This window comes from Dyella marensis, assembly GCF_900112865.1.
In the GTDB taxonomy this organism is placed as follows: Bacteria; Pseudomonadota; Gammaproteobacteria; order Xanthomonadales; family Rhodanobacteraceae; genus Dyella_D; species Dyella_D marensis_A.
The window spans coordinates 160,051-179,861 of the sequence record NZ_FONH01000001.1 but is presented as its reverse complement, the minus strand read 5'-3'; the positions used below and the strand labels follow the sequence as shown (position 1 = coordinate 179,861).

At 68.7% G+C, this 19,811-nt stretch carries 19 protein-coding genes; 12 read left to right on the top strand and 7 right to left on the bottom strand.

Annotation, left to right across the window (positions count from 1 at the left end; translation table 11 throughout):
- Positions 1 to 6: 6 nt before the first annotated feature.
- Positions 7 to 2,415, top strand: coding sequence for a TonB-dependent siderophore receptor (locus tag BM172_RS00690; RefSeq protein WP_051548431.1), 2,409 nt, complete (start codon positions 7 to 9; stop codon positions 2,413 to 2,415).
- 17 nt (positions 2,416 to 2,432) lie between these two features.
- Here BM172_RS00690 and BM172_RS00685 read toward each other — a convergent pair whose 3' ends face one another.
- Positions 2,433 to 3,452, bottom strand: a complete 1,020-nt coding sequence (locus tag BM172_RS00685; RefSeq protein ID WP_081805076.1) for a VirK/YbjX family protein — start codon at positions 3,450 to 3,452, stop codon at positions 2,433 to 2,435.
- Between the two features lie 154 nt (positions 3,453 to 3,606).
- Positions 3,607 to 3,960 (bottom strand): hypothetical protein, encoded by a 354-nt coding sequence (locus BM172_RS00680; RefSeq protein ID WP_143096407.1) that lies wholly within the window; start codon positions 3,958 to 3,960, stop codon positions 3,607 to 3,609.
- Between the two features lie 254 nt (positions 3,961 to 4,214).
- Between BM172_RS00680 and BM172_RS00675 the strand changes: the two genes are divergently transcribed.
- Positions 4,215 to 6,098 carry a hybrid sensor histidine kinase/response regulator gene (locus tag BM172_RS00675; RefSeq protein WP_051548429.1) on the top strand — a complete coding sequence of 628 codons (1,884 nt, stop codon included), beginning with the start codon at positions 4,215 to 4,217 and terminating at the stop codon, positions 6,096 to 6,098.
- Between the two features lie 17 nt (positions 6,099 to 6,115).
- Here BM172_RS00675 and BM172_RS00670 read toward each other — a convergent pair whose 3' ends face one another.
- On the bottom strand, positions 6,116 to 6,382 hold the full coding sequence (locus tag BM172_RS00670) for a hypothetical protein (RefSeq protein WP_051548428.1): 267 nt from the start codon (positions 6,380 to 6,382) through the stop codon (positions 6,116 to 6,118).
- A gap of 119 nt (positions 6,383 to 6,501) precedes the next feature.
- On the opposite strand from BM172_RS00670, the gene BM172_RS21950 reads away from it, so the two are divergent.
- The 7 genes from BM172_RS21950 to BM172_RS00640 all read left to right on the top strand — a co-directional run bounded on the left by BM172_RS21950 (position 6,502) and on the right by BM172_RS00640 (position 13,472).
- The gene (locus BM172_RS21950) at positions 6,502 to 6,765 is read left to right on the top strand and encodes a hypothetical protein (RefSeq protein ID WP_143096406.1); all 264 of its coding nucleotides are present in this window, start codon (positions 6,502 to 6,504) and stop codon (positions 6,763 to 6,765) included.
- Positions 6,766 to 6,955: 190 nt separating this feature from the next.
- Entirely contained in the window at positions 6,956 to 9,247 is a 2,292-nt protein-coding gene (locus BM172_RS00665) for a TonB-dependent hemoglobin/transferrin/lactoferrin family receptor (RefSeq protein WP_026634190.1), read from the top strand.
- Between the two features lie 14 nt (positions 9,248 to 9,261).
- Positions 9,262 to 10,344 (top strand): hemin-degrading factor, encoded by a 1,083-nt coding sequence (locus BM172_RS00660; RefSeq protein WP_197022841.1) that lies wholly within the window; start codon positions 9,262 to 9,264, stop codon positions 10,342 to 10,344.
- Positions 10,337 to 11,188: a heme/hemin ABC transporter substrate-binding protein gene (locus BM172_RS00655; protein ID WP_026634188.1), complete on the top strand. Its 852-nt coding sequence runs from the start codon at positions 10,337 to 10,339 to the stop codon at positions 11,186 to 11,188. The genes BM172_RS00660 and BM172_RS00655 overlap by 8 nt, the downstream gene beginning before the upstream one ends.
- Positions 11,185 to 12,243, top strand: a complete 1,059-nt coding sequence (locus BM172_RS00650; RefSeq protein WP_026634187.1) for a FecCD family ABC transporter permease — start codon at positions 11,185 to 11,187, stop codon at positions 12,241 to 12,243. The genes BM172_RS00655 and BM172_RS00650 overlap by 4 nt, the downstream gene beginning before the upstream one ends.
- The gene (locus BM172_RS00645; RefSeq protein ID WP_197022840.1) at positions 12,240 to 13,061 is read left to right on the top strand and encodes a heme ABC transporter ATP-binding protein; all 822 of its coding nucleotides are present in this window, start codon (positions 12,240 to 12,242) and stop codon (positions 13,059 to 13,061) included. The genes BM172_RS00650 and BM172_RS00645 overlap by 4 nt, the downstream gene beginning before the upstream one ends.
- A gap of 75 nt (positions 13,062 to 13,136) precedes the next feature.
- Entirely contained in the window at positions 13,137 to 13,472 is a 336-nt protein-coding gene (locus BM172_RS00640) for a hypothetical protein (protein WP_026634185.1), read from the top strand.
- A 162-nt stretch (positions 13,473 to 13,634) separates the two neighbouring features.
- Here BM172_RS00640 and BM172_RS00635 read toward each other — a convergent pair whose 3' ends face one another.
- Entirely contained in the window at positions 13,635 to 14,873 is a 1,239-nt protein-coding gene (locus BM172_RS00635; protein WP_051548427.1) for an SGNH/GDSL hydrolase family protein, read from the bottom strand.
- A 342-nt stretch (positions 14,874 to 15,215) separates the two neighbouring features.
- On the opposite strand from BM172_RS00635, the gene BM172_RS00630 reads away from it, so the two are divergent.
- Together BM172_RS00630 and BM172_RS00625 are read left to right on the top strand one after the other, a co-directional pair.
- A complete protein-coding gene (locus tag BM172_RS00630) occupies positions 15,216 to 15,488 on the top strand; it encodes a hypothetical protein (RefSeq protein ID WP_026634183.1) in 273 nt (90 codons plus the stop codon).
- A 413-nt stretch (positions 15,489 to 15,901) separates the two neighbouring features.
- A complete protein-coding gene (locus BM172_RS00625) occupies positions 15,902 to 16,213 on the top strand; it encodes a hypothetical protein (RefSeq protein WP_026634182.1) in 312 nt (103 codons plus the stop codon).
- A gap of 76 nt (positions 16,214 to 16,289) precedes the next feature.
- Here the strand turns inward: BM172_RS00625 and BM172_RS00620 are convergent, their stop codons facing one another.
- From BM172_RS00620 to BM172_RS00610, 3 genes are all read right to left on the bottom strand, one after another.
- A complete protein-coding gene (locus BM172_RS00620; protein ID WP_026634181.1) occupies positions 16,290 to 16,763 on the bottom strand; it encodes an H-NS histone family protein in 474 nt (157 codons plus the stop codon).
- Between the two features lie 68 nt (positions 16,764 to 16,831).
- The gene (locus BM172_RS00615; RefSeq protein ID WP_051548426.1) at positions 16,832 to 17,686 is read right to left on the bottom strand and encodes a class I SAM-dependent methyltransferase; all 855 of its coding nucleotides are present in this window, start codon (positions 17,684 to 17,686) and stop codon (positions 16,832 to 16,834) included.
- 72 nt (positions 17,687 to 17,758) lie between these two features.
- Positions 17,759 to 18,589, bottom strand: coding sequence for an endonuclease/exonuclease/phosphatase family protein (locus BM172_RS00610; RefSeq protein ID WP_026634180.1), 831 nt, complete (start codon positions 18,587 to 18,589; stop codon positions 17,759 to 17,761).
- Between the two features lie 123 nt (positions 18,590 to 18,712).
- Between BM172_RS00610 and selD the strand changes: the two genes are divergently transcribed.
- Positions 18,713 to 19,753 carry a selenide, water dikinase SelD gene (gene selD / locus BM172_RS00605; protein ID WP_026634179.1) on the top strand — a complete coding sequence of 347 codons (1,041 nt, stop codon included), beginning with the start codon at positions 18,713 to 18,715 and terminating at the stop codon, positions 19,751 to 19,753.
- Positions 19,754 to 19,811 lie beyond the last annotated feature (58 nt).

The window sequence follows — 19,811 nt, the reverse complement described above, 5'->3', positions numbered from 1 at the left end:
CACCGCATGGCTCGGCGTGCGCTTTCATGGTTCGGCGGCGGCCTCGCGCTGTCGCTCGCCATCGCCGCCGCGTCGGCCGCGCCGGCTCCGCCGCGCGTCACGGTGGATTTCGCCATTCCCGCGCAGCCGCTGTCCGGCGCGCTGATCGCCTTCGGCAAGCAGGCCAATGTGCAGGTGCTCACCGCCGGCGAGGCGATCGCGGACCTGCGCAGCGAGGGCGCGGCGGGCGCGCTGACGCTGGAGCAGGGCATGACGTCGCTGCTGCGCGGCACCGGCCTGGAATACGAGGCGGTCGACGCCGGCACGGTGGTGGTCAAGCGCCGCCCGATGCCGGTGGCCGCCAGCTATTACCGCAGCAGCCTGCTGGAGGCCAAGCCCAGCGTGCCGATCGTCGCCTCGCTCGCGGCGATCCAGGTGCAGGGCACCTTGCTGGGCGATGTCGGCTACAAGGCCGACTCCACCCGCGCCGCCACGCGCACCGATACGCCGCTGGCCAAGGTGCCGCAGTCGGTGAGCGTGGTCACGCGCGACCTGATGGACACGCAGCAGGCGCTGACCGTGGCCGACGCCGTGCGCAACGTCGCCGGCGTGCAGTACATGGACGGCTTCGACGGCCCGGCGCTGTTCCGCATCCGCGGCTTCAATGCCGGCAACGGCATGACCGACGGCATGCCCAACGGCGTGGCGCGCACCGAGGACCTGCCGCCGCTGATCGGCATCGAGCGCATCGAAGTGCTGAAGGGGCCCGAGGCGATCCTCGGCGACGCCTCGGTCAACAACAACTTCGGCGGCCTGGTCAACGTGGTGATGAAGCGGCCGCAGAGCGATCCGGTGCGCCAGCTCAGCTGGTCGCTGGGCCGCTACGACGGCGCGCGCCTGGGCCTGGACCTGGCCGGCGCCATCGGCCACGACGACGGCTGGACCTATCGCCTGGTCGCCGCGGGCAACCATGCGGACCGCAGCGCGCAGGGCTATCGCGGCCAGCGCAGCGCGTACCTGGCGCCGTCGCTCGGCTGGGAGCGCGGCGCGACGCGCTTCACCCTCGGCTACGAACTGGTCACCAATCGCGTGCCCGGCCCGGACCACACCGTGCTGCTGGGCGATTCGCTGGCGGCGATGTCGCCTTACGGCATCCTGCCCGGCAACCCGGGCGATCATTCCACCTATCGCACCAACCGCGCGGTGTTCACGCTGGAGCAGGGCCTCGACAGCCACTGGACCTTCCGCAGCCGCGGCCAGTACGTGAAGCAGCGCACCAGCGGCCAGGGCTGGTCGCTGACCGACGGCTATCTCACCGGCGACGTCGACGCGACCGCGCGCAGCTTCCGCTACTCGGATGCGTTCTACACCTTGCAGAACGACCTCACCGGCGTGTTCGAGCAGGGCAATACCACGCACACCGTGGTGTTCGGCGTCGACTACGCGCGCACCAAGGCGGGCCGCGATCGCCAGCGCGACACGCTGAAAACCGGTCCGTCGCAGTCGTACAACCTGTTTGCCGATGCGATGCTGCCGAGCGCGCGGGTGAGCACGGACGAGGCCACCACCGTGCAGACGCTCGGCGGCGGCGACTGGACCACCGAGACCGGCCTGTTCTTGCAGGACCAGATCGCCCTGGGCGAACGTTGGGATGTGCTGCTGGCGCTGCGCCGCACTTCATATGAGCTGTCGACCTCGTGGGCCGACGGCAGCCCGCGCCGCCTGCGCAAGGACCAGTGGGTGCCCAAGGCCGGCGTGCTGTTCAAGCTCGCACCGGACGTGGCGCTGTACGCCAACCACACCACCGGTTTCCAGGCCAATTCGCTGCTGGGCGACAACGGCCAGCCGCTGCCGCCGGCGAAGTCGCGCCAATGGGAAGCCGGCACGCGCATCGAGCTGTTCCAGCATCGTGCGCGGCTCAACCTGGCCTGGTATCGCATCACGCTGGACCACAGCGTCGACTACATCGCCCCGGAGCCGCCGTATTTCGCCACGCCAGGTCCCGGCCAGACCAACCACGGCTTGGAAGTGGAGTTCGCCGGACAGATCACGCGCGGCCTCGAGGGCGTGCTCAATTACACCAACTCGCACATCCGCAACGACGACGGCACGCAACCCGTGGCCGCGCCACGGCAGTTGCTCAGCGCCTGGGCCAGCTATCGCTTCCAGCGCGAACCGCTGCGTTCATGGGGCGTGGCCGCCGGCATCGCCGCGCGCAGCCGCAGCGTGGGCCGGCTGCAGGGCGGCGGCTATTTCGATCTGCCCGGGCAGGCCAGCGTGGATGCCAACGTCACCTACTACGGCGACAGCTGGCGGTTGACCCTGGGGCTGCGCAACCTGTTCGACCGCACGCTGTATGCGGTCAATGCGGACCAGAGCTTCGTGCCGGTGCGCGAGGGGCGGATGGCGATGGTGACTGGGGTGTACGACTTCTGACGCCGCCTGGCGATCGCTTACGCCCAGGCCCGCGGCCGCAGTGCCAGTGGCGGAATGCGCGTGGCATTGCGCCGGCCTTCCGGCGATGGCTGCGAAGGGCGGCGCCAGTCCAGTGCGCGCAGGAAGATCGCGCGTGCCTCGTCCAGGAACTGTTCGCGCTGCCGGCGTGCGGAACGGCGCTTGCTGGGCAGGAGGCGGACGGGGCGGCGGGCGCCGAAGCGGGGGAGTTCGTAGAAGCCGTCTTCGCCGGGGGCGCCGCCGTTCTCCAGCCAGAAGGCGTCGTAGTCGGCCTGGATGCGCGTGGCGAACGGATGGGCGGCATGGGCGACGCCGCGCAGGCGTTCGATGCCGTACAGGCGCGACAGCACGCGCATCAGGGTGAGCAGCAGGTTCTTCGGGCGCACGCCGTGGCTGCCGCGGGTGAATGCGCGGATCGGGCCGCGGCCCAGGAACGACCAGGCGCCTTGCATGGCGCCGATCAGCAGGCCTTCCTCGCCGCCGAAGGTGAAGGTGCAGGAGGACAGCACCTCCTTGTCGCCGGTGACCAGGTACAGCCCCAGCTCGCCCATCGCGCGCACGGCGGGCTTGCGCAGGTGCAGGTGGATCGGCGCGCCGTCGCGCAGGCGCAGGGTGCCGATGCGCACGTCGTGGCCGCGCAGCAGCTTGTCGCGCAGGCGCGGCGGAAAGCGTTCGAGCAGGAAGCGGTAATGCGCTTCGAGGATGCGCAGGCGCGCGGCGGGGCCGAGTTCGCGCGAAACGAACGGTACGTGCCAGCGGCCGTACAGGCCCGGATCGGCGCGCACGGCCTGGCGCATCGCCTCCGAGCCATCGAGAAAACGCAGCCAGGCCAGCTGGCGCGGCAGGTGCGCAAGGCTGTGGCGGGTGTAGCGGAGGAAGCCGTGGACCCGGTGCGGCGCCGGTGCGTGGCCGAGGTCCCAGCGGCCCTGGAAGGAGCGCAGCAGCAACAGCGCTCCGGCGCGGGGCGCTACCGCCGCGCCGACCTCGTCCATCCACCCTTCGTGTGCTGCTGCCTTCATGACGATTCCGGTCCAAGCCGCTTGAACGGAAGCCAAGACGCGCGAAGGCGGACTTTTTGAAATGTGCAGTGAAGGGGCTGTCAAAAAAACGGGCCGGCTCCAGGGCAGGATTTCGCTGGCAGTCAGCTTGGGCGAAAAAACCTGCGCCGCCCGCTCAGGCGTCCCAGCCTTCGTCGTCGAATGCCGCGATATCGGTGGTTTCGCCGGTGATCGCCTCGCGCAGCGGGGTCATCTGGCGGTTCACCTCGTGGCACCAGTGCTCCATCGATTCGCTCAGCACGCGGGCGCGGGATTGCGCCTCCACCTCGTCCAGCGGGGCGACGATGGCCTCGTAGAGTGCGGCGAGTTCGTCGCGCGGCACGATGGTGCCCGCGATGCGGTGATAGTCGCTGAGGCGGGTGTGCAGCTCTTCCAGGGTGCGGTAGAGCGGGGGCGGGAAGTCGCCGGGGAGGCCGGTGAGCAGGGCGTCGAGTTCGCCGAGGTCGAAGGCGATGAGGGGGGCATGCACGAGGGGCTGGGCGGACGCTGGCATCGCTGGGCTCCGGGAATGGAACGCCTATGTTCGCGCTTGCGGGCGTTCCGGTGAACTATGGCCTGCCATGGTCCGGCACGCTCGAGCCGAGCGAAGCCTGCGATCGGGGCGGGGCGGATGGGTCACGCTGCTGTCACTTGGCGATATCTAGGCTGCCGTGCTGTGGCTTGCACGGGACGGCCCGTTGCCGATTCCAGGCCCCTAACGAAGAGAATCCGCACAGGTCGCCAGTGGACCCAGTCATCGACTACGCCATCTACATGCTGGACACCGAGGGAGCGGTGCGCAGCTGGAACCAGGGGGCCGAGCGCTGCGAAGGCTACGGTGTGCGGGATATCCTCGGCGCGCCCTTCGAGACTTTCTTCGTGCCCGAAGACCGCGCGCTGGGACTGCCCGCGGAAATCCTCGTCAAGGCCCTCCAGCAGGGCCGCTTCGAGACCGAATGCTGGCAGTTGCGCAAGGACGGCAGCCGCTACTGGGCGCAGGTGGTGATCGATGCCGCCTACGGCGACGACGGCGCCCGGGTCGGCTATGCCGCACTCACGCGCGACCTCACCGCGGCGAAGCAGGCCGCGGAAAACCAGCGGCGCAGCGAGGAGCAGTTCCGCATCCTGGTGCAGGGCGTCACCGACTACGCCATCTACCTGCTGGATCCGGAAGGCAAGGTCTCCAGCTGGAATGCCGGCGCGCAGCGCATCAAGGGTTACCTGCCGCGCGAGATCATCGGCAAGCATTTCTCCACGTTCTATACCGACGAGGACCGCGAACGCGAGCTGCCGGCCAGGGGCCTGGCCACGGCCGCGCGGCTGGGCCGGTTTGAGAACGAAGGCTGGCGCGTGCGCAAGGACGGCAGCCGTTTCTGGGCGCATATCGTGATCGACCGCATCCTGGACGATCGCGGCCGCCACATCGGCTACGCCAAGATCACCCGCGACATCACCGCCAAGCGCCAGGCCGAGCAGGAACTGGCGCAGACCCGCGAGGCGCTGTTCCACGCGCAGAAGATGGAAGCGGTCGGCCAGCTCACCGGCGGCGTGGCGCACGATTTCAACAATCTGCTGATGGCGATCATCGGCAACCTGGAATTGCTGATCCGCCGCCTGCAGCACGATCCGCAGAGCCTGGCCCTGCTCAACAACGCGCTGTCCGGCGCCGAACGCGGCGCCACGCTGACGCGGCGCATGTTGGCGTTCGCGCGGCGGCAGGAGCTGAAGCCCGCGGCGCTGGACCTGCGCCCGCTGACGCGCAACCTGGTCAGCCTGATGGAGCGCTCGCTGGGGCCGCAGGTCGGCGTCGACCTGGCTTTTCCGATCTCGCTGGAGCGCGTGATGGTGGATGCCAACCAGTTCGAGCTGGCCATCCTCAACCTGGTGATGAATGCTCGCGACGCCATGCCGGCCGGCGGGCGCATCACGCTGGCCGCGCAATCGGTGCAGGTCGGCGAGGGACATGCGGTGGGCCTGCCGAGCGGACGCTACGTCTGCATGTCGGTCACCGACCGGGGGCAGGGCATGGATGCGGCCACGCTCGAACGCGCCACCGAGCCGTTCTTCACCACCAAGGGCGTGGGCAAGGGCACCGGCCTGGGCCTGTCGATGGTGCACGGGCTGGCCGAGCAGTCGGGCGGACGGCTGGTCCTGCACAGCGAAGCGGGGAAGGGCACGCGGGCCGAGATCTGGCTGCCGGTGGCGCCGGCGGAAGCGCCTTCGCAAACGCCGCCTTCGCCGATGGACGAGCCTTCGCGCAACGGGCAATTGCGCGTGATGCTGGTGGACGACGATCCGCTGATCCTGGCCACCACCGCGGCGGTGCTGGAGGACATGGGCCATCTCACCTACGAGAAATCGTCCGCGAACGAAGCCCTCGAGGCGTTGTTCGGCGGTGTAGAGGTGGACCTGTTGATTACGGACCAGATGATGCCCGTCGTGCCGGGTCACCAGCTGCTGGCCCAGGTGCGCGCGCAGTGGCCGCAACTGCCGGCGATCCTGGCTTCGGGCTATGCGGAGACGCCAAAGGATCTGCCGGGGAACGTGGTGCGCCTGGCCAAGCCCTATGGCCGCGCGGAACTGATGCAGGCGATCGACCGGGCGGTGCTGATGCACATGACGGCCTGAGCCGTCGTGCGCATCGCTCAATGCTTCACGGAAATGTAGGCGCTGCAGGCCTGTCCGTTGAGCACCGCCATCATCGAGATGATTTCCGAGCCCGTCGCGTGCGGATGCAGCAGCAGGAAGCGGTTGTTGCATGGACCGGCGGGACGACAGGCCGCGGCGGTGCACAGCTCGCCGTCGACCGAGGCGAGCACCGGCGGCGCCGGGCAATCCGGATCCCACAGCTGCCGGCGCACCAGTCCGTGCTGCGGTCCTCCGGCAATCAGGCATTCGACGATCTGTTCCATGTGGTTTTCCCCTGCAAAGCCGAGGCTGCTGGCCTCGATGTGAAATATGCAGGGGGCGGGCCAGGAGCACGGATCGCTTGTGAGGTGCATCACGTTTTTCCTGGCCAGGAAATTCAGTGATGTGGTGGCCATGTGAAATCACTGGTGCGGGCGGCCTGAAACAGGTCCAGGCGTTTGCAAAAATGCCCGAGCGCCGAGGCGTGCAGGCGCCACAGTACGCATTCGCGACCTGCACGGGACGCGGTTTTTCTGCGCTCGGCATGACGATTGCCTCGTTCCAGGTGACGTTCCGCGGCACAAGCAGCATGGCCATGTCCAAGGAATCATTTCCGATTCGATCTTCGAGCAAGCAAGCACCGGTTGCGCTCCACGACCATCAATAGTGTCCATACGTCGTCTTCAAGCGAGCCCATCTGGACATCCATTTTCCAAATGAGATAGATTCTCATTTGTCGGCGATGGCTTGAGCCTCGCCGCGCTTCTTCGATCGGCCGCCAGCCTCAGGGACTGCTCCGCGTTTCCTTTGCCAGCCCGCCGCGTGATTCCACGCCCAGGCAAAGGATTGGTTCGCCCATGTTTCGCATCGCCCCGCTGGCCGCCGTGATCGGCGCGCTGCTTTCCGTTCCTGCCCTGGCCGCCGAGGCGGCCGTTCCCGCCGACGCCACCGACCTGCCGCGCGTGCAGGTGACCGCGCTGGCGCCATCCATCCAACTCAATGTGCCGGGTACGGTGTCGACCATCGATCGCGTGCAGATGGACCGGCATCTGAATGTGTCGATCCGCGACCTGGTGCGCTACGAGCCCGGGGTGTCGGCCATCGGTACCGGCGGACGCTTCGGACTGGACAGCTTCAATATCCGCGGCCTGTCCGGCAACCGCACGCGCATCGAGATCGATGGCGTGTCGATGCCGGCCTCGTTCGGCGCCGGCGTGGCCGGCGGCAGCTTCCGCGCCGGCCGCAACTTTATCGACCTGGACCAGCTGAAGTCGGTGGAGATCGTGCGCGGGCCGGCCTCGGTGCTGTATCCGTCCGATGCGCTCGGCGGCGTGGTCAGCCTGCGCACCAAGGATCCGGCCGATTACCTGCGCGACGGCCGCGATACCTATGTGTCGGTCAAGGAGCTCTACGACAGCAGCGACCGCAGCCTCACTTCCACGGTGACCATGGCGGGTGGCAACCAGCGCAATGGCCTCCTGTTCGTCGGCAACCATCGCGAGGGCCAGGCGCTTGCCAACCAGGGCGAGGTGGGCGGCACCGGCGCCGCGCGCACGCGGCCCGATCCGCGCAGCTATGGCGCGGACAGCTTCCTCGGCAAGTACGTGCATACCGCCGACAGCGGCCGCGCCGACCGCATCAGCCTGGATGGCGCGCAGACGCGCACGCGCACCGACTCGCTGTCGAACATCACGCCAAGCGTCGGCTACTACCGCTCGCAGGACGAGAACGTGCGCGTGCGCGCCACGGCAGGACAGTGGTTTCCGCAACTGGGCGGCGTGCTGGCCGATACGCTGGACTGGAACGTCTACTGGCAGGAGAGCCGCACCCGCACCAACACGCAGACCGAGACGGCGACGGTGGCGCGCTATTTCCAGAGCCTGCCGCTGCAGGAGCGGGTCTTCGGCGGCAAGCTGGTGGCGGTCAAGCAGGTGGGCGAGGGCAGCGCGGTCACGCAGACGGTCAGCTATGGCGTGGAGCTGTCGCGTACCGATGCGCAGTCTTACGCCGGCGGCTACGGCGTCAACAAGCGCACCGGCGCCAGCGGCAGCGGCAAGGCGTTCATGCCGGGCAACTATCCCCTGCATCTGATTCCGGACAGCGAGACCGATCGCTACGCGGCCTTCGTGCAGGACGAGCTCGGCCTGTTCGGCGGCAGGCTGGAAATCACGCCCGCCGTGCGCGTGGACCGCTACGCCTACAAGCCGCAGGACGATGCGCTGTACGCCGCCTACAACCCCGGCTACGTGCGCAGCGACTACAGCAAGACCCGCGCCTCGCCCAAGCTCGGCGTGCTGTGGCATGTCAACGGCGCGCTCAGCGCGTACGCCAGCTACGCGCAGGGTTTTCGCCCGCCGCTGTACAGCGAGATCGCCGGCGCGTGGAACGAACAGCCGTTCCCAGGCATCAACATCGCCTTCCTGCCCAACGCGAAGCTCAAGGCCGAGACCAGCCGCGGCATGGAACTGGGCCTGCGCGGCAAGGGCGAGGCGGGCTGGTTCAACGTGGCGGCGTACTACAACCGCTATCGCGACTTCATCTGGTCGGGCTACCAGCTCAAGGCCGGCCAGGTGCCGGACTGGGTGCAGGTCACTCCCGGCATGAACCTGTTCTACCAGGCGGTGAATGCGCGCAAGGCCTCTATCAAGGGTGCCGAGGCCAGCGGCGCCTTGCGGCTGGGCTATTTCAGCGGCGCGCTGCAGGGCTGGTCCCTGCGCGGCAGCGCCGCGGTCGCCAGCGGGCGCCTGATCGAGCCCGGCGCGAGCGGCTACAGCCCGCTCAATACGGTGGATCCGGCCAAGCTGGTGCTCGGCGTCGCCTACGACGCGCAGCAATGGGGCGCCGAGCTGATCGGCACCGGTGTGCGCCGGCACAGCCGCTTGAGCAATGCCAGCGCATTCCGGCCCGGCGGCTACGCCACCGTGGATCTGTACGCGCACTACTCGCCGATCGCCAACCTCGAGTTGTATGCCGGCGTGAGCAACCTGGCCGACCGCAAGTACTGGGACTGGGGCAGCCTCAACAGCGGCGCGCTCGGCAACCTGGTCAGCGGCAATGGCCTCAACGATGCCGGCACCGCCGGCGTCCCCGCCGACCGCCTCAGCATGCCCGGCCGCGCTTTCAGCGTGGCTGCGCGCATCGCGTTCTGACCGGAGTGCCAAACATGTTGAACGAAATGACTACCGCCGCCGCACCCTCGCTGCCGGAACTGCTCGACGCCTGGCGCCGCCTGCGCGAGGAAGAGCCCAACCTGCGCGCGCGCGACCTGGCCGAACGCCTCGGCGTGAGCGAGGCCGAGCTGGTCGCCAGCCGTTGCGGCGATGGCGTCACGCGGCTGCAGGGACCGTGGGCCGAGGTGATCCGGGCCTTGCCGGAACTGGGTTACGTGATGGTGCTGACACGTAACGAAAACTGCGTGCACGAAAAGTACGGCACGTTCGCCAACATCGACATCGGCGGCAGCATGGGCGTGGTGCTGGACGAGGCGATCGACCTGCGCCTGTTCCTGCGCCACTGGGTATTCGGTTTCGCCGTGCGCGAGGAAATGCGCGGGCGCTGGCTGCGCAGCCTGCAGTTCTTCGACGGCGACGGGCGCGCGGTGCACAAGCTGTATCTCACCGAGCGCAGCCGGGACGACGCCTGGTCCGGCCTGGTGGCGCGCTTCGCCGCGCCGGTGCAGTCGCCGCTGCTGGAACTGGCGGCGGTGGAGAATCCGCTGCCGCGGCGGCGCGACGACGGGGATATCGATCTCGCCTCGCTGCGCGAGCAATGGCGCCGCATGCGCGATCCGCACGATTTCTTTGCGCTGCTCAAGCGGCACGAGGTCACGCGCACGCAGGCGCTGCGCCTGGTCGGCGAGGAATTCGCGCGGCGCGTGGATCACGGTGCCGTGCGCACCGTGCTGGATACGGCGGCCGCCAGCGGCTTGCCGATCATGGTGTTCGTCGGTTCGCCCGGCGTGGTGCAGATCCATACCGGTCCGGTACGTAACATCAAAATGGTCGGTCCCTGGCTCAATGTGCTGGACGACGAGTTCAATCTGCACCTGCGCGAGGACCGCATCGCCGAGAGCTGGGTGGTGCGCAAGCCCAGTCCGGAAGGGCAGGTCACCTCGCTGGAGCTGTACGACGCCGACGGTGGCCAGATCGTGCAGTTCTTCGGCAAGCGCAAGCCCGGCACGCCGGAGCTGACGGCATGGCGCGAACTGGCCGAAGGCCTGGCCGGCGCGGAGGTGTCGCATGTTTGAGCGCAGCCGTGGCTGGTTGAGCGCCTTGGTGCTGGCCTGGTGCGCGCAGGGCGCATTGGCGGCGGAGATGCCGCGCGTGGTCGCGCTGGGCGGCGACATCACCGAGACCGTGTATGCGCTGGACGCGCAGCAGGCGCTGGTCGGCGTGGACAGCACCAGCGTGTGGCCGGCCGCCGCGCGCAAGCTGCCCGATGTCGGCTACGTGCGGCAGCTTGCCGCCGAAGGCGTGTTGGCGTTGCGCCCCGGCTTGATCCTCGCCACCCACGACGCGGGTCCGCCGCCGGTGCTTGCGCAATTGCGCGAGGCCGGCGTGCGCATCGAGACCATGCCGGTCACGCGCACGCCGGAAGCGGTGGTAGCAAAAGTGCGCGAGATCGGCCGGGCCCTGCAGCGCGATGCGGCGGCCGGCGTGCTGGTGCAGCGGCTGGAGACGCAATACGCCGAGCTGGCCAAGGCCGTCGCCGCGATGCCAGGCCATCCACGCGTGCTGTTCCTGATGGCCACCGAGGGCAGTCCCATGGCCGCCGGACGCGAGACCGCCGCCGCCAGCGCGATCGCGCTCGCCGGCGGCACGCCGGTCGCCGATGACTTCAGCGGCTACAAGGCGGTGTCGCCCGAGGCGCTGGTGGCGCTGGCGCCCGAGGTGATCCTGCTGATGCGCGAGCGCGCCGAGGCAGTGGGCGGCGTCGATGGCGTGCTGCGCCTGCCCGGCATCGCGCTGACGCCGGCCGGCAAGGCGCGGCGCATCGTGTTCGTCGACGGCCAGGCGCTGCTCGGCTTCGGCCCACGCAACGCCGAGCACGAACTGGCCCTGCAGCGCGAACTGGCGGGCGCGCGGCGATGAACAGCATCGCGCTGCCGCAACGCCGCGCCTTGAGCGCGCGCGCCTGGGCGCTGGGCGGACTGGCCGCATGGCTGGCCGCCGCGGCGATCGGCGGCATGGCGGTCGGCGCGATGCCGCTCTCGGCGGCGCAGGTGCTGGGCGCCTTGCTGCGCTGGCTGGACGGTGCGCCGGCGCAAGGCCAGGATGCCGTGGTGCTGACCCTGCGCCTGCCGCGCGTGCTGATGGCCAGCCTGGTCGGTGCGGCACTGGCCTGCAGCGGCGCGACCATGCAGGGCCTGTTCCGCAACCCGCTGGTGGAGCCCGGGCTGGTCGGCGTATCCGCCGGCGCGGCGCTCGGTGCGATCGGGATGATCGTGCTGGGCGGCGCGGCGACGGCGACGCTGCCGCCCTTGCTCGGCTCGTTCGGCATCGCCGCCGCGGCATTCGCCGGCGGTCTGCTGGCGACCTTGCTGGTCTATCTGTTCGGCAGCCGCCATCCGGGCGTGGCCACCTTGCTGCTCGCGGGCGTGGCGATCAATGCGATCGCGATGGCCGGCGTGGGCGTGCTCACCTATGTGGCGAACGAGCAGCAGCTGCGCGACCTGACCTTCTGGACCCTTGGCAGCTTCGGCGGCACCAGCTGGGCGCGGCTCGGCGCGGTGGCGCCGCTGATGCTGCTGCCGCTGCTGTGGCTGCCGGCGCATGCGGGCGCCTTGAATGCCTTGTTGCTGGGCGAGCGCGAGGCAAGCCTGCTGGGTTTCGAGCCACGCCGCCTGCGGCGCCGGCTGGTCGCGCTGGTGGCGCTGGCCACGGGCGCGGCGGTGGCGATGTGCGGCGTGATCGGCTTCGTCGGCCTGCTGGTGCCGCATGTGCTGCGGCTGGCGTGGGGGCCGGATCATCGCCTGCTGCTGCCGGGGTCTGCGCTGGCCGGCGCCAGCCTGATGATCGGCGCCGATGCGGTAGCGCGCGTGGCGGTGGCGCCGGCGGAGCTGCCGGTGGGCGTGATCACCGCCTTGCTCGGCGGCCCGTTCTTCCTGTGGCTGCTGTCGCGCCTGCGCGTCGGAGGCACGGCATGAGCCTGGCGATGGACTGGCGTGCCCTCTCCGATGGCGAAGAGCGTTGGCTGGAGGCGCGCGACGTGCACCTGCACTACGGCGAGCGCCGCGTGCTGCAGGCGGTGAATCTGCGCGCGCAACCGGGACGCGTGCTGGCCCTGATCGGCCCGAACGGCGCCGGCAAGAGCAGCCTGCTCGGCGTGCTGGCCGGCGCGCTGCAACCCTCGGTGGGCACCGCCACACTGGATGGCGTGGCGCTGGAGCGCTGGCCCGCCACCGAACTGGCGCGCCGCCGCGCGATGCTGTCGCAGCGCGTGCAGCTGGGTTTCGGCTTCCGCGCGGAGGAGGTGGCGATGCTCGGGCGCAGTCCGCATGGCGCGACCTCGTCCAGGTCCGCCGACGGTCGCATCGTGGAGGAAGCGCTCAAGGCCGCGGGGGCATGGTCGCTGTTCGGGCGCAACTATCTGGAGCTGTCCGGCGGCGAGCAGCAGCGCGTGCAGCTGGCGCGCGTGCTGGCGCAGATCTGGGATTGCCGCGATGCGCCGGGATGGTTGTTGCTGGACGAGCCGGAAGCCGGCCTGGACATCGCGCATCAGCACGAACTGCTCGCGCAGGCGCGGCAGCTGGCGGGGCAGGGCTTTGGCGTGATCGCCGTGCTGCACGATTTGAATCTTGCCGCGCGCTATGCCGACGATGTCGCGCTGCTGGCGCAGGGGCGGCTGGTGCGCCACGGCGGACGCGAACAGGTGCTGGATGCGCCGATGCTGTCGAAGATCTATGGCCTGCCGCTGGCCTGCGTGCGCGACGGCGATGGGCGGCCGCTGATTCATGCGGCCTAGGCGTGTGCGGTCCGGTCTCAGCTTTTGAGATGTGACTCGGCGACGCTTTCGGGCTCATCCCCGGAACCGCCCGCCATGTCCTACGTCGATCGGATGTGCCTGCGCCTGATGGCGCCCTGCCTGCTGCCGGCCTTGTGCGGCGCACTGTTCGCCTGGAGTGCGGAAGGCCTGCTCGGCTTGCCGCGGCCAGCCGGCGGCGGATCGGCGCCGGATCTTCCTTCCTACCTGATCGTCGCCGGCGGCGCGGCAAGCGTCGCGCTGTATGCCGTGCAGGCCGGACGTCTGCTGCGCTGGCGGCGTGGACGGGGCGCGGCCTGCTATGTCTGCGGCTGCCTGCTGGGGCGGGCCAGGGAAGGGCGGTGGGGGCCGTATCGGCCTTGCCTTGGTTGCGGCAAGCAGCACGGCGTGTGAGCGGCGTAGGTTGGGGTGAGCGCAGCGAACCCCAACGGGCATCACACATGGCCGCCACGTTGGGGTTACGGGCTGCATCAGCAGCTCGCCCTTCGGGCCATCCGCTACGCGGATGTTCGCTACGGCATCCTGCCTTCGCAGTCGCCTTCGGCTCACCCCAACCTACGGCTTGAACCACGATAGGTCCACCGCCTTCGCCATCGCCTCGAACCCCGCTCCGTTCGGGTGCAGATGATCCCCGCTGTCATAGACCGACAGCATTCGCTCCGGATGCGTCGGATCCTGGATCGCCTGGTCGAAATCCGCCACGCCGTCGAACGCGCCGCCATCGCGGATCCACGCGTTCACCGCCTGTCGCTTCTGTTCGTTACGTGACGAGTGGTATGGCCAGCCCGCGCCGCCGAACGGCGTCAAGGTGGCGCCGTAGATCTTCACGCCCTTGGCATGTGCGCGTTCGATCAGGGCCTTCATGCCGGCGATGATCTGCTCGGCCGACACATCGTCCTTCGGCGTGGCCGGCTGGCCGGAGCCGCCGATGTCATTGATGCCTTCCAGCAGGACGATCCAGCGCACGCCGGGCTGGTCCAGCGCATCGCGGTCCAGGCGCGCCTGCGCGCTCGGGCCGAAGCTGTCGTTCAATACGCGGTTGCCGCCGATGCCGGAATTCACCACCGCGACCGTGGCCAGCGACGGCTCGGCGCGCAGCCGCGCGGCGAAATGATCGGGCCAGCGCTCGTAGGTATCGGGCCTGGCGCCGACGCCGTCGGTGATCGAGTCGCCGAAGGCCACCACCACGTGGCGTTCGGCCGGGCCGGCGACCTCGATGCCGCTGAGGAAAAAGCGGCTGCCATGCACTTCGGTGCCAGGGTATGGCTGGCTCGCGGTGGCGTTGCCGTTTTCCGTCAGATAAGCGGTGGCAAGGCCGGCGTTATGTAACGTCGACGGGCCAGGCGTCGCGCTCGCCGGGACATAGAGGCTGACGGCCAGTTCCTGCAGGGGCTTCACCTCCATCGTCACCGCGTCGCTGAGTACGCTGCCGCCCTTGGGGATGGTCACCGTCGGTTTGCCGCCGAAGCGCAGCTCATGGTCGCTGCCGCCTGCGATGGACGAGCCTTCCGTCCGCAGCGCGACATGCACCGGTCCGAGCGTGACCGGGCCATCGCCGTAAAGATTGGAGAGGCGCACGCGCACCGCCGTGCCGCCGATGCTGACCCGCGCGATCTGCCGCACCGTCTGGTCGGACAGCCGCGGTCCCGGCGAATCCATCGCCGCGGCCCAGGCGGCGACCCAGGATCGCTCCTTCGATGCCTTGTCGCGGGCGGGCGCCGCCAGGCCCGATGCCGGGGCGAGCAGGGCGCACAGCGCGCCGGCCAGAAGGAAGTGCAGGAATTGACGGTGCATGCCGGGTCCTTTGCCTGGGAGAAACGCGAAGCGACCCGTATAGCAAAGAGGCCGTTACGGTATCCGCGACCGGCATTTACAAAATCCGCCATGACGGCCCGGTCGCCATGAGCGCATCGCGCCAGGCATCCCTCGATCGCAGCACCGGTCCGACGCCGTCACGTGACGCCGTCGGCGCGATATGGCGCCCGATCGGCCGCGCCACGGCGGGACAAATCACTTAAAGAAAGTCGCTTAACAAACTTATTTATCAAGAAAATTTCTTCAAGAAATTCGATCTTTCTGCTTGCTATTTATAGTTACGTAACTTAAAATAAGCGCCACCTAACCAGGAGCACGACCATGGTCGACATACGCGATCCCGGCACCTTGCAGTTGCCCTTGGCCTTCAAGCGCAGCCGCGGTCGGCCGCGCAAGGAAAGTCCGCTCACCGGCGCCCAGCGCCAGGCGCGTTTCCGTGCTCGCCGCGAAGCGCAGGCGCAGGTGCTGCACGAGCGCCTGCTGAAGGCGCTCGGTTATCTGGAGCAGGGCGATGCGGGCATGGCTCGCTGCGAGCTGGAGTCGCTCGTGGCGGAGACGTCGGGCAAGCGCGGCGAGGACGGTCTCGATGCTTGAGATCGGTGCCGTCGCGCATTGATCGAAGCTCGATGTCGCGATGCGACCAGTGCCGGGCGCGGCCATTTCCTGGTGGCCGTGCCTGCATTCGCGTCGACGCAATCACGCATTACGTGACGCATATCCAGGACCCGCGATCCGCGGCTGGTACGCAAGAACCTGCATGCTATGCTCGCCCGCGAGGCGCGCCGGTCATGCGTCCGATCCAGGAACACCCTGTCGGATCAGTCGCATTGCCGGTGTCTCGGTCGGCGGAAAAGGATCTTGCCGCGAAGCGCTACGGCGTCGAAAGGGAGATTCCACGCTGCTCAGGGGATACCAGCAAGACCATCCACCCCACGCGCTTCTGGCGTTCCTCCGCTTGTTCGCGACGGCGGCGGGACAACACCGACCATGGAAAAGGAAAGGGAATCATGAGGAAGACTTTGAGCCTGTTGTCGATGCTGGCGCTCGCCGGTTGCTCCACCATGAGCGTCAATGAGGCGATCGTGCCGCTGCAGACCGAGACGGCCAAGATGATCGGCCTGGCCTCGTCGGACGAGCTGACCATCTCCAACGTGAAGGCAGGCGAGCCGGACAAGCTCGGCGGCCAGCAGCTGACCTATACCGCCACCACCACCAAGGGTCGCGTGTTCAATTGCTCGTCGGTGCAGACCCCGGGCCTGCTGGCCTCGCCGCCGACGCTGAGCGCGCCGAACTGCAATCCGGTGCAGGTGCACCAGTAAGCAAGTAGCATCGGTTTTGCTTGAGTTGCACCCAGTGCCCCGCGATGCGGGGCACTTTGCATTCGGGGGTCTGGCCTCAGCCCTTGCGGCCGCGGCGGGTGGGCTTGGCGGTTTTCTTGACGGCCTTCTTCGCCACTTTCTTTGCCGCCTTCTTCGCCGTGCGCTTGCCGGCGGGCTTCGCGGCGCGCTTGGTCGCCGCGCTGCTGCGGGCCGGCGCGGCGGCGCCGTCGATCAGCAGGCTGTCCAGCGTCACGCCGCGCTTCTTCAGCTGGGCGACCAGCCACAGCGGCCGCTTGCCGCGGCCGGACCAGGTCTGGCTGGCGTCTTCCGGATTGCGGTACTTGGCGGCGACGCTGCCCTTGCTCTTGCCCTTGCCGACCTGGCGCGGAAAGACCTCGGCGAGGGTCACGCCGCTCGACTTCAGCAACGCCTCGATCTTGCTGCGCACTTCGCTGACCTGCTGGCTGCGCGATTGCTCGAGCTGGGAGCGTGCGCTGGAAATGAGTTTCGACAATTCGTCGGCGGACAGCGACTTCAGATTGATGGCCATACAAGATTCCCGGTCGGACAGGCGGCCGACCTTATCACACGGACGGAAAACTGAACGACGGGCCGGGCTCAGACTTCGCCCAGCACCAAGGTAAAGCTCTGCAGGAAATGGAAGTCCGGACGCCGCGGCGCGTAGTCCGGATGCTGCGGATCGCACAGGCGGCCCAGTTCGGCGTAATCGCTGTCCGACAGATACGGTCGCAGCCGCTCGCCCCAGCTGCCGCGAAAGATCGCCTCGACCAGATAGGCTTCGTCCGCCGCGCTGACCGGCGCCACCCGCTCGATCAGGCAGGTGCGCACCGTGACCTTGCGCAGGCCGCAGCGCCGCAGCAGGCCGACCAGGGAGCGCACCGCGGTCAGATCGCGTTCGTCCAGTCCATAGCGATCGCGGTAGTAGCGCCGCACAGCCTCATTGGTCACCCGTTCCAGGCGGGCATCCCAGGCGAAATACATGTCCGGCAGCAGCGAACTCTGGCCCAGCGCGATGCGGCCGCCGGGGCGCAGCAGGGTGGCCAGGGCATGCACGCCCTGGTCCGGATCGCGCAGGTGATTGACCGTGTTGACCGACCAGACCAAGTCGAAGGTCTCGCGCGCCAGCGGCGCCATCAGCAGGTTCGCCTGCATGATCCAGGCCTCGCGCGGGGCGATGGCACGGGCGGCGGAGGTGTGCGCCGCGGCCAGGTCCATGCCCACCGCCATGCCGTCATGGCCGACTTCGGCGCCGAGCCAGCCCAGCGCCTCGCCGGTGCCGCAGCCGGCATCGAGGACACGCATGCCCGGTTTCAGCTGCAGCGCGGCGATCGCCTCGCGCAGTTCCGGTGCGGCGAAGGCGTTGAACAGCCGCAGCTTGTGCGAATAGTCGCGGGCGACGGTATCGCCCAGGAGGCCGAGGCTGGTGGCGGAACGGGGCAGGGGCGCATTCATCGGTCGGGGCGAAAAGGTCGGATTACTCCTGAGTCGCCCCGGCGCGACGAATGGTTGCGTGCTGCCTGCGGCTTACAGCGTGAAATCCGCGGCGACCGGGAAATGGTCCGACGGATAGCGCCCATCCTTCGAGGTGGTCAGGGTGCGGATGGCGTTCGCCGTCACGCCGCGGTAGAGAATCCAGTCGATCTGCACGGTCGGCTGGCCGGTGAAGTCGTGGAAGGTCTTGGCCGGGCCTTCGCGCTTCGGTGCGGTATCCCAGGCATCTTTCAGCCCGGCAGTGAGCACCTTGTGCGCTTCGCTGCTCGGCTCCGTGTTGAAGTCGCCGGTGACGATCACCGGCACCTTGGCCGGCAGCCTGGCGATCCATGCGGCCATCTCGCGCGCGCCCTTGGTACGCGCGTCCTCGTCCTGGTCGCGATAGGGGAAATGGGTGTCCAGCAGGTAGAACTGCTTGTGGTCGTCCAGCCGCTCGAACAGCGCCCAGTTGACCATGCGCGGGAACACATTGCCCCAGGTGATGCTGGCGACCTTGTCAGGGGAATCCGACAGCCAGAAGTCGCCGGACTTCACCAGCTTCAGGCGATCCTTGCGATAGAAGATGCCCATGTGCTCCTCGGCATGCTTGCCGAAGCGGTCGCGGCCGAACCAGGTGTATTCCGGCAGGCGCTCGACGGTGTCGTCGCCCTGTTGCTTGAACAGCTCCTGCGTGCCGATCACGTCCGGGTGCACCTGGCGAATGGTGTCGGCGAACAGCTCGCGCCGCTTGTCCCAGGCATTGGGACCATCCTGCGCGGCCAGGGTGCGGACGTTGAAGGTCATCACCTTGAGTTCTCCCGCACAGGCGGAGACGGCGGCGGTGCTCAGGGCGAGGGCGAAGGCGATGCGGGAAAGGATCGGCATGAGTGTGCGGCTCGGCGGAACGGACGTCCGACTATAGCGGCGTCGCATGACGGAAAGTGCGCAGGCGTTCCGTTATGCTGGCCGACGCCTGGCATCGGGCTATCGGCAATCGAGGGATCCGGCATGGCCTCTGAACGCTTGACCGATCTGGCCCACGGCGGCGGCTGCGGCTGCAAGCTCGCACCTGCCGTGCTGCAGGAACTGCTCGCCGGCAAGGCCGCGGCGATGCCATTCGCGCAACTGCTGGTGGGCACCGAGTCCAGCGATGACGCCGCGGTATGGCAGGTCGACGAACGAACTTGCGTCATCGCCACCACCGATTTCTTCATGCCGGTGGTGGACGACCCCTATGACTTCGGCCGCATCGCCGCCGCCAATGCCTTGTCCGACGTGTACGCGATGGGCGGCAAGCCGATCATGGCGCTGGCCATCCTGGGCATGCCGCTGGGCAAGCTCGAGGTGGACACGGTGCGCGCGATCCTCGCCGGCGGCGAGGCGGTGTGCGCGCAGGCCGGCATTCCGGTGGCCGGCGGGCATTCGATCGATGCGGCGGAACCGATCTATGGCCTGGCGGCGATCGGCCTGTGCACGCCGGCGCAACTGCGGCGCAACTCCGGCGCACGGCCGGGCGATGCGCTGATTCTCACCAAGGGCCTGGGCGTGGGCATCTATTCGGCGGCATTCAAGAAGCAGGTGCTGCCGGCGGACGCGTACGACGAGATGCTGGCGTCGACCACGCTGCTCAACCGGATCGGCCACGAGCTGGCGCAGGACGACGATGTACACGCGATCACCGATGTCACCGGCTTCGGCCTGCTCGGGCATGGCCTGGAGATGGCGCGTGGCAGCGGCGTACGGATCCGGATCGAGCAGGCGCGTCTGCCGTTCTTCGCCAAGGCCGAGGCGCTGGCCGAGGCGGGTTACGTGACCGGGGCGTCGAAACGCAACTGGAGCAGCTATGGCGATGGCGTCGCGTTGCCGGCGGACTTGCCGGAATGGCGGCGCGCCTTGCTGACCGATCCGCAGACGTCCGGCGGTTTGCTGGTCGCGTGCAAGGCGGAGAGGGCGGAGGCGCTACGGGCGACGATCGAGGCGGCGGGATATCCGCGGGCGAGCATCATCGGAGCGGTCGCGGCAGGCGTTCCCGGCATCGAAGTGATTTGAATCGGCAAGCCAGCCCGCGTCGCGCCCCGGCGTAGGTTGGGGTGAGCGCAGCGAACCC

Bases quoted from the DNA above. Each gene is read 5' to 3' on its own strand.
- BM172_RS00690 (WP_051548431.1), top strand. From the start codon at position 7: ATGGCTCGGCGTGCGCTTTCATGGTTCGGCGGCGGCCTCGCGCTGTCG.
- BM172_RS00685 (WP_081805076.1), bottom strand. From the start codon at position 3,452: ATGAAGGCAGCAGCACACGAAGGGTGGATGGACGAGGTCGGCGCGGCG.
- BM172_RS00670 (WP_051548428.1), bottom strand. From the start codon at position 6,382: ATGGAACAGATCGTCGAATGCCTGATTGCCGGAGGACCGCAGCACGGA.
- BM172_RS21950 (WP_143096406.1), top strand. From the start codon at position 6,502: ATGTGGTGGCCATGTGAAATCACTGGTGCGGGCGGCCTGAAACAGGTC.
- BM172_RS00665 (WP_026634190.1), top strand. From the start codon at position 6,956: ATGTTTCGCATCGCCCCGCTGGCCGCCGTGATCGGCGCGCTGCTTTCC.
- BM172_RS00660 (WP_197022841.1), top strand. From the start codon at position 9,262: ATGTTGAACGAAATGACTACCGCCGCCGCACCCTCGCTGCCGGAACTG.
- BM172_RS00655 (WP_026634188.1), top strand. From the start codon at position 10,337: ATGTTTGAGCGCAGCCGTGGCTGGTTGAGCGCCTTGGTGCTGGCCTGG.
- BM172_RS00650 (WP_026634187.1), top strand. From the start codon at position 11,185: ATGAACAGCATCGCGCTGCCGCAACGCCGCGCCTTGAGCGCGCGCGCC.
- BM172_RS00645 (WP_197022840.1), top strand. From the start codon at position 12,240: ATGAGCCTGGCGATGGACTGGCGTGCCCTCTCCGATGGCGAAGAGCGT.
- BM172_RS00640 (WP_026634185.1), top strand. From the start codon at position 13,137: ATGTCCTACGTCGATCGGATGTGCCTGCGCCTGATGGCGCCCTGCCTG.
- BM172_RS00635 (WP_051548427.1), bottom strand. From the start codon at position 14,873: ATGCACCGTCAATTCCTGCACTTCCTTCTGGCCGGCGCGCTGTGCGCC.
- BM172_RS00630 (WP_026634183.1), top strand. From the start codon at position 15,216: ATGGTCGACATACGCGATCCCGGCACCTTGCAGTTGCCCTTGGCCTTC.
- BM172_RS00625 (WP_026634182.1), top strand. From the start codon at position 15,902: ATGAGGAAGACTTTGAGCCTGTTGTCGATGCTGGCGCTCGCCGGTTGC.
- BM172_RS00620 (WP_026634181.1), bottom strand. From the start codon at position 16,763: ATGGCCATCAATCTGAAGTCGCTGTCCGCCGACGAATTGTCGAAACTC.
- BM172_RS00615 (WP_051548426.1), bottom strand. From the start codon at position 17,686: ATGAATGCGCCCCTGCCCCGTTCCGCCACCAGCCTCGGCCTCCTGGGC.
- BM172_RS00610 (WP_026634180.1), bottom strand. From the start codon at position 18,589: ATGCCGATCCTTTCCCGCATCGCCTTCGCCCTCGCCCTGAGCACCGCC.
- selD (WP_026634179.1), top strand. From the start codon at position 18,713: ATGGCCTCTGAACGCTTGACCGATCTGGCCCACGGCGGCGGCTGCGGC.